This is a genomic window from Vibrio sp. ECSMB14106 (assembly GCF_000972265.1).
Taxonomy (GTDB): Bacteria; Pseudomonadota; Gammaproteobacteria; order Enterobacterales; family Vibrionaceae; genus Vibrio; species Vibrio kanaloae.
Genome location: NZ_LAUM01000025.1, coordinates 1 through 16,270 on the forward strand (window position 1 = coordinate 1; position 16,270 = coordinate 16,270).

14 protein-coding genes are annotated in these 16,270 nt (G+C 45.7%); 8 read left to right on the forward strand and 6 right to left on the reverse strand.

The window, feature by feature from the left end; all coding sequences use genetic code 11:
* Positions 1-93: 93 nt before the first annotated feature.
* The 3 genes from metF to WR49_RS15900 form a co-directional block, all read right to left on the reverse strand.
* Positions 94-993 carry a methylenetetrahydrofolate reductase gene (gene metF / locus WR49_RS15890; protein WP_046224663.1) on the reverse strand — a complete coding sequence of 300 codons (900 nt, stop codon included), beginning with the start codon at positions 991-993 and terminating at the stop codon, positions 94-96.
* A gap of 287 nt (positions 994-1,280) precedes the next feature.
* Positions 1,281-3,692, reverse strand: coding sequence for a bifunctional aspartate kinase/homoserine dehydrogenase II (locus tag WR49_RS15895; RefSeq protein ID WP_046224664.1), 2,412 nt, complete (start codon positions 3,690-3,692; stop codon positions 1,281-1,283).
* Positions 3,693-3,694: 2 nt separating this feature from the next.
* Positions 3,695-4,876 (reverse strand): O-succinylhomoserine (thiol)-lyase, encoded by a 1,182-nt coding sequence (locus WR49_RS15900; protein WP_046224665.1) that lies wholly within the window; start codon positions 4,874-4,876, stop codon positions 3,695-3,697.
* 208 nt (positions 4,877-5,084) lie between these two features.
* Between WR49_RS15900 and metJ the strand changes: the two genes are divergently transcribed.
* A complete protein-coding gene (gene metJ, locus WR49_RS15905) occupies positions 5,085-5,402 on the forward strand; it encodes a met regulon transcriptional regulator MetJ (protein WP_017055853.1) in 318 nt (105 codons plus the stop codon).
* Between the two features lie 187 nt (positions 5,403-5,589).
* Here the strand turns inward: metJ and WR49_RS15910 are convergent, their stop codons facing one another.
* The gene (locus tag WR49_RS15910; RefSeq protein ID WP_046224666.1) at positions 5,590-6,879 is read right to left on the reverse strand and encodes a malic enzyme-like NAD(P)-binding protein; all 1,290 of its coding nucleotides are present in this window, start codon (positions 6,877-6,879) and stop codon (positions 5,590-5,592) included.
* Between the two features lie 350 nt (positions 6,880-7,229).
* Entirely contained in the window at positions 7,230-7,448 is a 219-nt protein-coding gene (gene rpmE / locus WR49_RS15915; protein WP_017055855.1) for a 50S ribosomal protein L31, read from the reverse strand.
* 343 nt (positions 7,449-7,791) lie between these two features.
* Between rpmE and priA the strand changes: the two genes are divergently transcribed.
* The 7 genes from priA to rraA all read left to right on the forward strand — a co-directional run bounded on the left by priA (position 7,792) and on the right by rraA (position 15,761).
* Entirely contained in the window at positions 7,792-9,993 is a 2,202-nt protein-coding gene (priA, locus tag WR49_RS15920; protein WP_046224667.1) for a primosomal protein N', read from the forward strand.
* A 239-nt stretch (positions 9,994-10,232) separates the two neighbouring features.
* A complete protein-coding gene (gene cytR, locus WR49_RS15925) occupies positions 10,233-11,237 on the forward strand; it encodes a DNA-binding transcriptional regulator CytR (RefSeq protein ID WP_017055857.1) in 1,005 nt (334 codons plus the stop codon).
* 122 nt (positions 11,238-11,359) lie between these two features.
* Positions 11,360-11,893 carry a cell division protein FtsN gene (gene ftsN, locus WR49_RS15930; protein ID WP_017055858.1) on the forward strand — a complete coding sequence of 178 codons (534 nt, stop codon included), beginning with the start codon at positions 11,360-11,362 and terminating at the stop codon, positions 11,891-11,893.
* A 224-nt stretch (positions 11,894-12,117) separates the two neighbouring features.
* Positions 12,118-12,666 (forward strand): ATP-dependent protease subunit HslV, encoded by a 549-nt coding sequence (gene hslV / locus WR49_RS15935; protein WP_017055859.1) that lies wholly within the window; start codon positions 12,118-12,120, stop codon positions 12,664-12,666.
* 58 nt (positions 12,667-12,724) lie between these two features.
* Positions 12,725-14,065, forward strand: a complete 1,341-nt coding sequence (gene hslU / locus WR49_RS15940) for an HslU--HslV peptidase ATPase subunit (protein WP_017055860.1) — start codon at positions 12,725-12,727, stop codon at positions 14,063-14,065.
* Positions 14,066-14,254: 189 nt separating this feature from the next.
* Complete coding sequence (locus WR49_RS15945; protein WP_029626911.1) at positions 14,255-15,172, forward strand: 1,4-dihydroxy-2-naphthoate polyprenyltransferase; 918 nt, start codon at positions 14,255-14,257, stop codon at positions 15,170-15,172.
* Between the two features lie 73 nt (positions 15,173-15,245).
* Positions 15,246-15,761 (forward strand): ribonuclease E activity regulator RraA, encoded by a 516-nt coding sequence (rraA, locus tag WR49_RS15950; RefSeq protein WP_017055862.1) that lies wholly within the window; start codon positions 15,246-15,248, stop codon positions 15,759-15,761.
* A gap of 88 nt (positions 15,762-15,849) precedes the next feature.
* On the opposite strand, the gene zapB is transcribed toward rraA, so the two are convergent.
* Positions 15,850-16,092, reverse strand: coding sequence for a cell division protein ZapB (gene zapB, locus WR49_RS15955; protein WP_009848877.1), 243 nt, complete (start codon positions 16,090-16,092; stop codon positions 15,850-15,852).
* Between the last annotated feature and the right edge of the window lie 178 nt (positions 16,093-16,270).

Below are 16,270 nucleotides of genomic sequence, written 5' to 3' on the forward strand. Positions count from 1 at the left end.
AAGTAAAAGGCTTGAACTCTTAGAGTCCAAGCCTTTTTTGTATCTATAGGATTTGAGATTCTATCGCCGATGGCATTTTATCAAGAGCTTCAACTACAGCGTAGCCACTTGTGGACGAACACCTAGCGTATGGCAAAGTGCGTAGGTCATTTCTGCACGGTTTAGTGTATAGAAGTGGAAGTCTTTCACACCTTCACGGCTCAGGGTGCGGACCATATCAATTGCTTGGCTAGCACCAACTAACTGACGAGTCGTTGGATCATCGTCCAAGCCTTCAAATTGCTTCGCCATCCAGCCCGGCACTTTAACGTTGTTCATTGCAGCAAAGCGAGACGCTTGCTTGAAGTTAGAAACTGGCAAGATACCCGGTACTATCTCAACATCAACGCCCGCCGCCACACAGCGATCACGAAAGCGTAGGTAGCTTTCTACATCGAAGAAGAACTGAGTGATGGCACGGTTAGCACCTGCATCTACTTTACGTTTTAGATTAATAAGATCAGATTGAGCGCTTTTTGCTTCAGGGTGAACTTCTGGAAATGCCGCGACTGAGATATCAAAATCATGGCGCGATTTAAGCAGCTCAACCAAATCAGATGCGTACATCTCTGGCGCGCCGCCACCTGCTGGAATGTCACCACGTAGAGCAACAATGCTCTCGATACCATTCGCCCAGTAATCGTCGGCGATTTGAATAAGTTCTTCGCGGCTAGCATCAATGCACGTTAGGTGTGGCGCTGCTACTAGACCCGTTTGGTTTTTGATCTCTTTAATGATTGAGTGGGTACGATCACGTTCACCCGAGTTTGCACCATAGGTTACCGATACAAATTTTGGTTGAAGTGTTTTAAGACGGTGAACAGAGTTCCACAGGGTCTCTTCCATCTTCTCACTGCTTGGTGGAAAAAATTCAAATGACACATTAATGTTGTCAGAAAGCTCTGCGATATTCTGATTTAAAGCGTCGATATGGCCTGCGTGTGTGTATCCCATCTTACTCTCCCTGTGGCAAAAGCAACCACTAAAAACTCAAATCCTTAAACGACGTTTAGACGTCTATATGTCTGTAGAATGTATTGAATACGATTTAATGTCAACAGATCGATTATGAATTTTTTTCAAGTAGATCGTGAGTAAAACTCAAGTCGTTATATGGGTCGCAAAGCAGAAATAAGGTAGAAAAAAGGCTGAAAAAAGGCTGAAAAACACATCGTGCTTTCAGCCTTATCTATCTTAGTGGATAGTATGCTATTTAGACACTAAACCAACCGATCTGAGTATCAGAACAGGCTAGACATTCTGTTCAGGTCAGATTGAATTGCGCCCGCTGTTACTTCACGGCCCGCACCTGGGCCACGAATAACCAATGGATTATCTTTGTACCATTTGCTCTCAATCGCAAAGATGTTATCGCAAGGCAGCAAGTTCGCTAGAGCGTGTTCTCTAGATAGAGCTTCAACGCCTACGGTTGCCTTACCATTCTTCTCTAAACGCGCTACGTAACGCAGAACCTTTTGTTGAGAATGTGCTTTCTCTAAGCGCTCAGCCAACTCTTCGCTCAGCACAGAGGCCTTATCAAAGAAGTCATCCACCGACAGGTCTTGCAGTTCTGCTGGCACCAGTGATTCCACTTTTACGTTTTCAGGTTCAATGTCTAAACCCGATTCACGCGCCAGAATGACCAACTTACGCATCACATCTGACCCATCTAGATCCGCACGAGGATCCGGTTCTGTGAGGCCTTGTTGCCATGCTAAGTCAACCAACTCGCTAAATGGTACTGTGCCATCGAACTGTTGGAACAACCAAGACAGTGTGCCCGAAAAGATACCTGACAACGCAATAATGTCATCGCCACTTTCACGCAGGTCACGTACCGTGTGGTTAATCGGTAAGCCAGCACCAACCGTCGCGTTGTACAACCAATGACGACTGATCTTAGCGAAAGCATCTTTGACTTGATGGTAATACTCACTTGATGCAGAACCTGCGACCTTGTTCGCCGAGATCAGGTGGATACCTTGCTGTGCGATTTGCAGATATTTTGCTGCAAGTACCGGGCTCGCAGTAACATCGAGAACAACCGCTTCGTCATAACCTTGAATAGAACCCAAACGCTCTAACCAGTCGTTACCATTATTGGCAATCGCTTCGTCATCAAAGCACTTACCTACCGAAGTCGCATCAATACCTCGATCGTCGAACCAATAGGTTTGGCTATCAACCACCGCAACCAATTCAAAGTTCATTCCACGACGCTTTTCAAGTTCCGCTTTTTGCTCTGCAAACAGGCTTAACCAGCTTGAACCGATATTGCCTTTGCCACATAAAGCAATCGCAACACGCTTCTGCGCTTGGAAAAGCTGAGAGTGAATACCTTTCACTAGGCTTGATGTTTCACTCTTACGAATTACAGCCACTAAGCTCAAGCCTGAGTTCGCTTCTGAGATGAACTCAACCGGAGAGCTCTTGAGTTGTTGGTAGAAACCGTAGCAATGGTTCGGGTTCTTAGTCACACCCGCGCCAACCGCCGCGATCAGAGAGAAACCCTCTTTAAGCTTAATCTCAGCTTCAATCGCGTGGTCTTGTAGATATTCTAGAGCGCCACCAGCAATCTCTTCGGTGTAAGCAAGGCGCAAGCAGTGTTGATCTGGTTCAAGTTCATAAGCAAGCGGCTCTAGTTGAGCGCGCTTAAGCCCTTCAAGCACTTCACTCTCGAGACGGTCGAAATCATGGCCGTGACCAAACGTCAGTTGCACGATAAGAACGTCATCCAAAGAGGTAATGATTTTTGCACCACGACCAGATGCCAGTACACGCTCAATCTGTGTGGAGCCAGCTTCTGGCTGATAGCTGCAGCGTAAATTTAAATCCATAGCACTTTGAGCCACCGGCTGTAGCGTTCGGCTGTGAAGCACTGGCGCCGCCAGACGAGCTAACTCACTGGCTTCATCAAGGCGAAGCAGAGGCAATAGACACGCATCTGAAACCAGACGAGGGTCAGCGCTGTATACGCCTGCCACATCACTCCAAATCGTCACACGTTCAACTTCAGCCAACGCGCCAATCACGGTAGCTGAGTAATCCGAACCATTCCGACCAAGCAATACCGTTTCACCCTCGCAGTTCTGAGCCATAAAGCCCGTAATCACCACGCGGCAATGTGCATGTTGCGCCAGAGCTTCTTTAATCAGAGGGTAAGAACGTGCGCGGTCGACTTCAGGCTGAGCGCCCACTTCTGCACGTAAAAAAGCACGCGCATCTTGAGCAACTGCTTGTAAGTCATGCTGGCACAACAAAGCAGCTAACAGACGCGAAGACCAAACCTCACCGTGTCCTAACACTTGTGCTTTTTGCGCTTCGCTCAAGGGAGCGGTGAGCTCACCCAAAGCGGTAAACTCTTGTTGAATGGTTGCCGTTAGTTGCGAAGCGGCTTCACCTTCAAGCAGCGCTTCAATCAGCTCAAGCTGGAACTGACGAAGGGTTTGTAGGCATTCATGGGCAATACGGCCATCTTTATCGAGCGCTTCAACAAACTCAATCAAACGGTTGGTTGTTTTACCCGCTGCCGATACAACGACTAAATCAGTTGCTGATGAGTATTCTCTAAGGATGTTAACCACGCGTTGGTAACATTCAGGATTCGCTAAACTGCTGCCACCAAATTTATGTAGCTGGCGAAAGGTTGCCATTATTACCCCTCCCCTTCAGCAATAAAGCGCTGTGTTTTTTCAAATGCTTGCTTGAGGTCATCGATTAGGTCTTCTGCATCTTCAAGGCCAACAGATAGACGCAGTAGTTGCTGAGAAACACCCGCTTCTGCTAATGCTTCTTCACCCATCGCGCGGTGAGTCATCGACGCAGGGTGACAAATCAAGCTTTCAACACCGCCCAGCGATTCCGCCAAAGAAAACAGCTCTAACTTATCAACAAAGTATTTAAGCGCCTCGAATGAGCCCGCAAACTCAAAGCTGAGCATTGAGCCAAAGCCCGATTGCTGTTTCTTCGCGATCTCATGACCCGGATGTTCAGGAAGGCTTGGGTGGTAAATAGTGCCGACGAGATCTTGTTGCTGCAGAGACGCCAGAATCTCACGTGAGCTTTCTTCGTGAACTCGCATACGCGCACCTAGCGTACGAATACCACGTAAAGTCATGTAGCTATCAAATGGTGTGCCGGTCGCACCAATACAGTTGCCCCACCATGCTAGCTCTTCAGCGTGCTCTTCTGTCTTAGTGACCACAACGCCACCAATAACATCTGAGTGTCCATTGATGTATTTAGTGGTTGAGTGGATAACAAAATCAGCACCCAGCTCTAAAGGCTTTTGGAACACAGGTGTCAAAAACGTGTTGTCGACAGCAACCAGAGCACCAACCTCTTTCGCTTTGCGGCAAGTTTCTGCAATATCAACCACGCGAACCAATGGATTCGATGGTGTTTCGATTAAGATCAACTTTGGCTTAAGCGCAATCGCCGCATCCAGTGCCGATTGATCCGATTGATCAACAAACAGAACTTTGAAGTCACCTTTCAGTGAGCGAGTGTTAAACAGACGGTAAGTACCGCCGTAGCAGTCGTGTGGTGCGATAATAAGATCATCGCCGCCTAAGAAAGCAGAAACCCATAAGTTTAGCGCTGAGGTACCACAGTTAGTGACTACCGCACCTTTACCCGATTCAAGCTCAAACAGTGCCGTCTCTAATAAACCTCGATTGGGGTTACCAGAACGAGTGTAATCGTACTTTGGCACTTCACCAAAAGCGGGAAAACCATAATTAGTCGAAAGGTAAATAGGTGGGACAACGGCATGGTGTTGCGTGTCTGACTCGATACCAGTACGTACTGCAATTGTTGCTGGCTTCCGGCTGCTCATAGGTGCTTCCTTACAAGTTTTGCGTCTGAGAATCACAGCTGCTTGTCGGCATTTTTCGGCTGTGTTAGATATATGTAATTCACTTTACTTTCATAAACGTGAGACGTCAATACTTCTAGACGTCCATATGTCTTTGCTTATGGCAGTAAATCCCGCTAAAATCACCACTATTAATTTATTCTAACAACTAAAGTGATGAAGGTACGCAATGGCCGACTGGAATGGTGAATACATAAGCCCATATGCTGAGCATGGAAAGAAAAGCGAACAAGTAAAGAAAATTACAGTTTCTATCCCTCTAAAAGTGTTAAAGGTTCTCACTGACGAGCGTACTCGCCGCCAGATTAATAACCTGCGCCATGCAACAAACAGTGAGCTACTGTGCGAAGCCTTTCTACATGCGTACACAGGCCAACCACTACCAACGGATGAAGATCTCCGTAAAGACCGTCCAGACGATATCCCTACTGAAGTAAAAAGACTGATGACAGAGATGGGGATCGAATTCGAAGCGTTTGACGAATAATAAAAACAACTCAGTACCGCCTTTAATACTGATTCGCTATAGCGGCCCCTATTCATAACATCACTCACTATACTGCTTGCGAGTGGGCTGTGAGTAATAGATATAAAAAAACCGACTCCTGATGAGTCGGTTTTTATTATTCTTGCCCATAGCGAAACCGCTACAGAGAATCCACCACAGCGGGCTATTACGCCATATAGTTAGCTGGCATATCAATACGCGCAACGCCAGATTCAACGGCCGCTTCCGCTACCGCTTTTGCTACTCGAGGAAGCAGACGCGGGTCCATTGGCTTAGGAATGATATAGCCCTTACCAAACTCCAGCGCCGTCTCACCTGCTGCCGCTAATACTTCTGCTGGCACTTCTTCTTTCGCCAGTTCACGAATAGCATGAACCGCCGCCAGTTTCATCTCATCATTAATTTCGCTCGCACGCACATCTAACGCACCACGGAAAATGAATGGGAAACAAAGTACGTTGTTAACTTGGTTCGGGTAATCACTACGGCCCGTACCCATAATAAGGTCTTTTCGAACTTCATGAGCAAGATCTGGTTTGATTTCTGGATCAGGGTTTGAACATGCAAACACAATCGGCTTATCAGCCATTAGTGTTAATGCTTCAGCTGGTAGCAAGTTAGGGCCAGACACACCCAAGAATAGATCCGCATCTTCGATAACATCTTCAAGAGTACGTTTGTCAGTGTTGTTTGCGAATAGTTCTTTGTACTCATTAAGGTCATCACGACGAGTGTGGATTACCCCTTTACGGTCCAGCATGTAGATCTTCTCACGCTGGGCGCCACACTTAATCAGCAGTTCCATACAAGCAACCGCTGCTGCGCCTGCACCTAAACAAACGATCTTACATTCTTCGAGTTTCTTACCTTGAAGTTCAATTGCGTTCAGCATACCAGCTGCTGTTACAATCGCAGTACCGTGTTGGTCATCGTGGAATACTGGTACATCACAACGTTCAATCAGGCGACGTTCAATCTCAAAACAATCTGGTGCTTTGATGTCTTCTAGGTTAATACCACCGAATGTATCTGCGATATTGGCAACGGTATCTACAAACTCATCGATTGTGCGGTGTTTTACTTCAATATCGATAGAATCTAAACCTGCAAAGCGCTTAAACAGTAACGCTTTACCTTCCATTACCGGTTTAGAAGCAATAGGGCCAAGATTTCCAAGACCAAGAATCGCCGTACCGTTAGAGATAACTGCAACCATGTTGCCTTTACCCGTGTATTTATAAACGTTATCGACGTTTTGTGCGATTTCGCGAACAGGTTCAGCCACACCAGGGCTGTATGCTAGTGCTAGATCTTCTGCAGAATCTGCAGGCTTTGTCAGTTCTACGGCAATTTTGCCTGGAATTGGGAGCTCATGATAATCAAGAGCTTGCTGACGAAATTGTTCTTGAGGCGATAACTCTTGAGAGGATTGGTCTTGTCGGCTGTCTTCAGACATAGGTGTAGGTTCCTAGGTTATTATTATTTGGGGGTCTTGTTCATGTTAATGGATGTACTTCAAAGTTCCTAGGTAGTTAAAGCCTCTGTCTCATTAAAAAACGAGATTTAACTACTAATAAGACCAGTGAGCAGTTGAAATTACTATTGTCTGTTGAACTTTCAAGCGAATTTCTAAATAGAAGTAGCGGAACGACCATTGTGGAAAAATTCGGATCAACTACCTATCATTTATATTAATTGCCTACCTATTAAATAGCTAAAAAGCAGAGCAGTATCCATCATTTACTCAAATTATAGGCAACAAAAAAGGACACCTAAGTGTCCTTTTTCATGTCTAAATAGCGAGAATTACTTCTTGCTAGAAAGAGCACCGAAACGCTTGTTAAAGCGATCTACACGGCCGCCTGTATCTACGATACGTTGCTTACCTGTGTAGAATGGGTGACATTTGTCACATACATCTAGGTGAATGCCATCTTTACCTAGAGTAGAGTTGAATTCGAATGTGTTGCCGCAAGAACAAGTTGCTGTTACTGCTTTGTATTCTGGGTGGATTCCAGCTTTCATGGGATAACCTCAAGTAGGCCGTGTCGCTATACGATTCTAAGCCGCACACCACACGTAGTTTAAAAAAAGAAATAAAGACACCGCATCCGTACAAAAAAGTGACGAAGCCATACCTTTAAGGCGCAGTATAGTAATGAATCTATAAGACAGGATCAACCGATTTGATACATTTTTCGCCAATAGTGTCTTTATTTCTTTTGTTAACTGGCATGTTGGTTGAAATTCAAGAGCTCTAGTGACCTTCATTCGTTAACTCACCTCTTTCACCTAAACTGCTCCTCGAATTTAACCGCCTTATCATTTAGACTGTTCGCTCTCCTCAACTCAGTAAAGCCGTCACTTTATGCGTCCAATGATTGCCCGTGTGGCCCTGCCTGTTCCACTCGACAAGCAGTTCGATTACAAGATTCCTAACCACCTCTTTCCGATTATTGGTGGACGAGTTTCTGTGCCTTTTGGACGCCAAACCTTAACCGGTATTGTCACAGCTCTGGTTAACGAATCTGAATTCGAGCTAGACAAACTCAAACCAATTAAAGCCTTATTAGACAATCAGCCTGTTTGGCCGGAATCTGTCTATTCACTGTTAATGTGGTGTAGTCAGTTTTATCAGTACCCTCTTGGCGAAACCTTTGCTAACGCCCTTCCGAGCGCCCTAAGAAAAGGTAAAGCCGCCGACTTCGCGACGCTGGTTGAGTGGCAGTTAACACCATCAGGCAGAGATCAACTGATGCAAGGCTTTGGTCGCGCCGTCAAACAAGCCAAAGTGATGCATATGCTTGAAAATGGCGCGGTTCCTCATCAAGAATTCATTGATGAGGAAGTGGGTAGCGCAGTACTTAAGACACTGGAAGAGAAAGGTTGGATTGAATCGGTAGAGAAAAAACCGCAGCGCAAACCATGGCCAGTTGAACTCGAAAACGAACAAGACAAGCCAAAACTCAATGCAGAGCAAGCCATCGCAATCGCAACAGTCAATAGCCAGACCAACTTTGGCTGCTTTCTATTAGAGGGCGTTACCGGCTCAGGTAAGACAGAAGTCTATCTGAATATGATCAAGCCGATTCTTGACCAGGGTAAACAGGCACTAGTTTTGGTGCCTGAAATTGGCCTCACCCCTCAAACCATTAACCGCTTTAAGCGACGCTTTAATGTGCCTGTTGAGGTTATCCACTCTGGCTTAAACGATTCAGAGCGACTGAATGCGTGGCTCTCGGCACGCGACAATATTGCAGGCATCGTGATAGGTACGCGCTCGGCTCTATTCACGCCTTTCGCTGATTTAGGCATTATCATTGTCGATGAAGAACATGACGCCTCCTATAAACAGCAAGACAGCCTGCGCTACCACGCACGTGATGTCGCCATTATGCGCGCTCATAAAGCGCAGGTTCCGGTCGTTCTTGGGTCAGCAACTCCGGCTTTTGAAACACTGCACAACGCTCAGATAGGCAAATACAGCTACCTTACCCTTACCTCACGTGCAGGTGTCGCATTGCCGACCACTAATAAAGTGTTGGATGTGAAAGGCGAATATCTGGAAAGCGGTTTGTCTGCGTCGTTAATTGCTGAGATGCAAAGACACCTGAAAGCGGGCAACCAAGTGATGTTGTTCCTCAACCGACGCGGGTTCTCTCCGGCATTGATGTGTCACGACTGTGGTTGGACTGCCGAGTGTAAGCGCTGTGATGCTTACTACACATATCACCAATACAGCAATGAAATGCGTTGCCACCACTGTGGTTCACAACACCATATCGTTCACCATTGCCAAGGCTGCGGTTCAGCGAATTTAGTGACAGTGGGTGTCGGTACCGAACAGCTCGAAGCACAACTTGGTCAACTCTTTCCAGAATATAAAACCATTCGTATTGACCGCGACAGCACCCGTCGTAAGGGTAGCTTAGAAAGCGCATTAGAGTCGATTCGTAAGGGTGAATACCAAATTCTTATTGGTACCCAGATGCTGGCTAAAGGTCACCACTTCCCTGACGTGACACTTGTGGCGTTATTGGATGTGGATGGCTCTTTATATAGCAGTGACTTCCGAGCGCCTGAACGCCTTGCTCAGCTCTTTATCCAAGTCGCCGGGCGCGCAGGCCGTGCCAGTAAACCCGGCGAAGTGATCTTACAAACGCACCATCCAGAACATGGTCTGTTACAAGCATTGCTGCACAAAGACTATAACCACTTCGCTCAGACGGCCTTAGCCGAACGTAAACAGGCGATGTTGCCGCCTTACACCTTTATGACTCTGTTTAGAGCAGAAGCGAACGACACGCGCTTAGTGGAAGATTTCTTACGTCAAGTTCGTCATACACTGGAGTCACATCCATTGTTTGACCAATATTGCATGGTGTTAGGACCAACGCCTGCACCATTAGCCAAACGTGCAGGCAAATCTCGCTGGCAACTGATCTTGCAAACCCAAACTCGCTCATTGATGCAGAAGCTATTAATGAGTGCGAAGCCGGCAATTAATATGTTACCCGCTGCGAAAAAAGTTCGTTGGTCACTCGATATTGAGCCGCAAGATTTAAGCTAAACCCACCTGGGTTAAAACTAATGATAAGTTTGTTCACAAATATTTCATATTTCTCGTGAGCAACATCACACTAGTCATGTGATTTTTGTTAATCTAGCCGTAACTTTACACGGATGAAACAAATAGAATATTGCAATAAAAAAAGTGTTAGCAACACTTTCATTATGTCTATTTGATTGTACTAATTATTCACGCCTTAGATACTTAGGCAATAAAGGAACTTAAAGAGGGTTTAATTTATGGCGACAATGAAGGATGTTGCCCAGCTAGCAGGCGTCTCAACCGCAACGGTATCACGTGCATTGATGACCCCAGAGAAAGTCTCAGTTTCTACTCGCAAACGAGTAGAGGCAGCAGTACTTGAAGCTGGATACTCACCCAACACATTAGCTCGAAACTTACGTCGCAACGAATCAAAAACCATCATTACTATCGTTCCTGATATCTGTGACCCTTATTTCGCCGAAATCATTCGTGGTATCGAAGATGCAGCTGTAGAAAATGATTACCTAGTTCTGCTTGGCGACAGTGGTCAACAGAAGAAACGTGAATCATCATTCGTAAACTTGGTGTTCACCAAACAGGCTGATGGCATGCTACTGCTTGGCACCGACCACCCATTTGATGTCAGTAAATCTGAACAGAAGAACTTACCACCTATGGTGATGGCATGTGAGTTTGCACCTGAACTTGAGTTGCCAACGGTACACATCGATAACTTGACGTCTGCATTTGAAGCCGTCAACTACCTAGCTCAGTTAGGTCATAAGCGCATCGCACAAATATCCGGCCCAACCTCCGCCACTCTATGTAAATTCCGCCAGCAAGGCTACCAACAGGCATTGCGCCGGGCTGGTGTATCAATGAACCCAGCTTACAGTACTGTTGGTGATTTTACCTTTGAAGCTGGAACAAAAGCCGTTCGTCAATTATTAGCACTACCGGAACAACCAACCGCAATTTTCTGTCATAACGATTCAATGGCAATTGGCGCTATTCAAGAAGCAAAAAAATTAGGTTTACGTGTTCCTCAAGATCTCTCCATTGTTGGTTTTGATGACATCCAATTCGCTCAATACTGCGATCCACCACTAACGACCATTTCTCAGCCTCGTTACGAAATCGGACGCCAAGCGATGCTGATGATGCTCGACCTACTTAAAGGTAACGATGTTCAAACAGGTTCACGCCTACTTGAAGCTAAACTCGTGGTTCGTGGCAGTACAGCGCCACCTCGAATTTAGGCAAGGTAAATACCCAAACAAACCTGCGGCACATTTTGATGTGCCGCTTCAATTTCTGCACTATTATCCTCACGCAATCTGGATTACCATGAGAGCAGAACTATCAACTATTGAATTGTCTTGTGGCTAATAGAGATTATGTAAAGCGCGGTCGTGGCACAAAAAAAACGACCAACAAACAAGCCCCTCGCCGTAAACCTTGGCGCAGTGGTCTTTTGGCGATCCTCCTTGCTGGTGGTTTTGGTTACGGTCTTTACTTATTAAGTAATGATCCTGAGCCACCAGCGCCAGCTCCTGTGGTGAACAAGTCAAAACCTAAGCCAGCAAAAGTAATTCCGCCTCCTCCAACAGAGAAATGGGACTACGTCGAAACGCTGCCAAGTCGCGAGATTGAAATTAAAGCCAAAGAGCAACAGATCTCGAAGATCCCTTACATCATGCAATGTGGCGCTTACAAAACCTCAGCACAGGCAGAAACACGTAAGTTGGACATTGCCTTCCAAGGTATCTCGAGTGAGATCCGCAAGAAAGATGGCAGTAGCTGGTACCGTGTGGTTCTAGGACCTTACAAATTTAAGCGTGATGCCGAACGAGATCGCCACAAACTACAACGCGCAAAAATAGAACCTTGTGCTATTTGGAAAGACACCGAGTAGTGATAAGCGATAGCGCAGTTGTGTAACAACTAGAGTGACAGCAAAGACAAACATCGAAAGCCTCCCATTGTGGAGGTTTTCTTTTATTTAGTCCCTTGAACCAATTTTCCTTACAACTTCCACTGATAAGTTGCTCGACATCACTCATGGTTCCTTGAATTATCCGAGTGTCATCCTCATATACTTTTTATACCCAAGGATAAGAATATAAAGAGGCCCTACTCGTGACTACCATAGTATCTGTACGTCGTAATAATAAAGTCGTCATCGCGGGTGATGGACAAGTATCTCTAGGCAATACAGTAATGAAGGGCAATGCCCGCAAAGTACGTCGCCTATACAACAACAAAGTACTGGCAGGTTTCGCTGGCGGTACGGCTGATGCTTTCACGCTATTCGAAAAATTTGAAAGCAAACTGCAAATGCACCAAGGTCACCTAACCAAAGCGGCCGTTGAGCTGGCAAAGGATTGGCGTAGCGACCGTGCTCTACGTAAATTAGAAGCACTGCTTGCCGTAGCGGATGAAACCGCTTCACTGATCATCACTGGTAATGGTGACGTCGTTCAACCTGAGAATGACCTGATTGCGATTGGCTCAGGTGGTAACTTCGCTCAAGCAGCGGCAACTGCCCTACTAGAAAATACTGATTTAGATGCACGTGAAATCGCAGAAAAGTCGCTGAGCATTGCTGGCGATATCTGTGTCTTCACCAACCATCAACACACTGTTGAAGAGCTAGATAGCACCGTTGAACTGCCAAAACCAGAATAACGACCTCCTCTATCCATAATGTTGTATTCAACAGTGATTAAAGAATTAAGGAAAAACCATGTCTGAGATGACTCCTCGCGAAATCGTTCATGAACTCAATCGCCACATTATTGGTCAAGATAACGCTAAGCGTTCAGTAGCCATTGCATTACGTAACCGCTGGCGTCGTATGCAGCTTGAAGAAAGCCTGCGTGTTGAAGTTTCGCCAAAAAACATCCTGATGATTGGCCCAACGGGTGTGGGTAAAACTGAAATAGCTCGTCGTCTAGCAAAACTCGCGAACGCGCCTTTCATCAAAGTGGAAGCAACCAAATTCACCGAAGTGGGTTATGTTGGTAAAGAAGTTGAAACCATCATCCGCGATCTAACCGATGTTGCGATCAAGATGACACATCAACAAGCGATGGAAAAAGTGCAATACCGCGCTGAAGAGCAAGCCGAAGAACGTATTCTTGATGCTCTTCTGCCGCCTGCTCGTGATGCTTGGGGCCAGAACGAGCAATCAACTGAAGACACAACGTCTTCGAATACTCGCCAGATTTTCCGCAAAAAACTGCGCGAAGGTAAGATGGATGACAAAGAGATTGAAATTGATGTCGCAGCACCACAGATGGGTGTTGAAATCATGGCTCCTCCTGGCATGGAAGAGATGACAAACCAGTTACAAGGTATGTTCCAAAACCTAGCTGGCGACACCAAGAAAAAGCGCAAGATTAAAATCAAGGATGCATTCAAAGCACTAACTGAAGAAGAAGCCGCTAAGCTTGTGAACCAAGAAGAGCTAAAAGAGAATGCGATCTTCAACGCTGAAAACAACGGTATCGTATTCATCGATGAGATCGACAAAATTTGTAAGCGTGGCGACAGTTCAGGCCCAGATGTATCTCGTGAAGGTGTTCAACGTGATCTACTGCCTCTTATCGAAGGCAGCACAGTTTCAACCAAGCACGGTATGGTTAAAACTGATCACATCCTGTTTATCACGTCTGGTGCATTTCAAGTATCGAAGCCATCAGATTTAATTCCTGAACTGCAAGGTCGTTTGCCAATCCGCGTAGAGCTGGAAGCACTATCAGCGAACGACTTTAAACGTATCCTGACTGAGCCAAAAGCGTCTCTAACAGAGCAATACATTGCTCTAATGAAAACAGAAGACGTCAGCATTGAATTCACTGAAGATGGCATCAACCAAATTGCAGACGCAGCATGGCGTGTGAACGAAACCACTGAAAACATCGGAGCACGTCGTCTACACACAGTAATGGAGCGCTTAATGGATGAGATTTCATTCGACGCAACGGACAGAGCCGGCAGCAAGCTAGTGATTGACGAAGCTTACGTAACATCAAAGTTAGGTGAGTTCGTGGAAGACGAAGATCTAAGCCGCTTCATTCTGTAGCACATTAAACTCCAACTTATTGCTCTATCTCAAAGAAATAGCAGCTAATAGACGAATTCAAGGCCCACTATAAAGTGGGCTTTTTATTACCTAAAAAATGGGCGTATACTCGAATTACAGTATGACACGATATACCTACCACTAGCGTACTAACGACAAAAGTGCACTTACAATGAAAATAGACTTACGATGAAACAATCTTTACTGATCTGGCTTGATGCCGCGCGACCAAAAACTCTGCCTCTCGCACTCGTCTCCATTCTTACAGGAAGTAGTTTGGCGTTCGCTAGCAATCATTTTTCTTTATCGATAGCGCTGCTGGCTTTTTTAACCGCCACTCTATTACAGATTCTATCGAACCTAGCCAACGACTATGGCGATGCCGTCAAAGGCACCGACAACGAGAAGCGTTTAGGCCCAATACGCGCGATGCAGTCTGGTACAGTCAACGCGAAGACCATGAAGCAAGCTATCATCCTCAACATCGTATTTACGGTAATAGCTGGGTTGGTTCTTATTTTTTATGCACTAAGCTCGATTGAGAGTATCTTGTCGTTCATCGCTCTTGGTGTTCTGGCGATTGCGGCTGCTATTGCATACACAGTTGGTAACAAGCCCTATGGTTATATCGGCCTTGGCGACTTATCAGTGTTTATCTTTTTTGGATTGCTAGGCGTGTCTGGAACGTACTTCTTGCATACTGGCCACGTTGAGCCTAGCCTATTTCTTCCCGCTTTAGGTTGTGGGTTAATGGCAGTGGCAGTTCTCAATATCAACAACATGCGTGATATCGAAAACGATAGCGAATGTGGTAAGCGCACTATGGCCGTTCGCTTAGGGCAGCGCAAAGCCAAGCACTACCATTTCTTGTTACTTGGTTTCGCCCTTGCATCTTTCGCGCTATACCTACTGATTCAGGAGAAACCCGTTTGGATTAGCCTGCCATTCTTGTTCAGTATCATTGTTGTTTACAAGCATGGTAAAGCCGTATGGAAAACCGATAAACCAGCTCAGATTGCACCAATGATGCCCGTTATTGTGAAATGCTCCCTGGTCACTAACTTATTGTTTGCAGGGGTTGTCGTAGCTCAAACTCTATTGAGTTAATTGAGACTAATCATTGCAAAGGGATCAGGCACCGATATACTCAAAGTAAGTTCATTGTTCAAAAGGTAAACGAATGGAATACAACACTTCAGCACTGTGCGACATCTACATAGATCAAGTTGATGTCGTGGAGCCAATGTTCAGCAACTTCGGTGGACGAGCATCCTTCGCAGGACAGGTCACAACATTAAAGTGTTTTGAAGACAACGCTTTGATTCGCTCTGTATTGGAGCAAGATGGGTTAGGTCGAGTGCTGCTAATCGATGGTGGTGGCTCATTACGAAAAGCGCTGATCGATGCTGAAATAGCCCTGCTTGCCGAAGACAATGAGTGGGAAGGGATTGTGGTTTATGGCTGTGTACGTGAAGTCGATGAACTAGAAGATATGAATCTCGGCATTCAGGCCTTAGCGTCCATTCCTGTCGGAGCTAGCCAAGAGAGCATTGGTGAGGTTGATGTTCCAGTCAATTTTGGCAGCGTGACTTTTTTACCTGAAGATTACCTTTACGCGGATAACACAGGCATCATTCTCTCTGCTGAGCCGTTAGATGTTGAACTCGACCTTGATGTCGAAGAAGAATCAGATTAAGTACTCGAACAAAGCTCCAGCCAATTAGAACAACGAACGAAAACGCCCGCTACTCAGTAGCGGGCGTTTTTTTAATCTGAAGAGTCAATTACTCAACGTCATCCATTTTACCTAGAAGGTTACGGATGCGATCTTGCCATGCTGAATGCTCTTCCTGCATTTGCTGAGTTTTTTGCTCTAGCTCGTGACGGCTTGCTTTTAGCTCACCAGCTTCTGTCGCTAGTGCTTGTTTCTCTTCTTTAAGCTCTTCCACTTCCATTTGAAGAAGTGCAATTGTATCTACTGCTGTTTGAATTTTTGCTTCTAGCTGCTCTAGTACTTCAAAAGACATTCTGGCCTACCTTTAGTTATCCATTTAATGGTGAAGGTTCACTCCACTTATTTCCCCATTCTACTCAGCAGAGCAAGGATAAACACTCAATATATTCGATAATTTGCACCATTCGATGAAAAAAACAGCGCTTTTTACCGAATATTGACGCGAATGATTATCTCCACATCCACAGGCT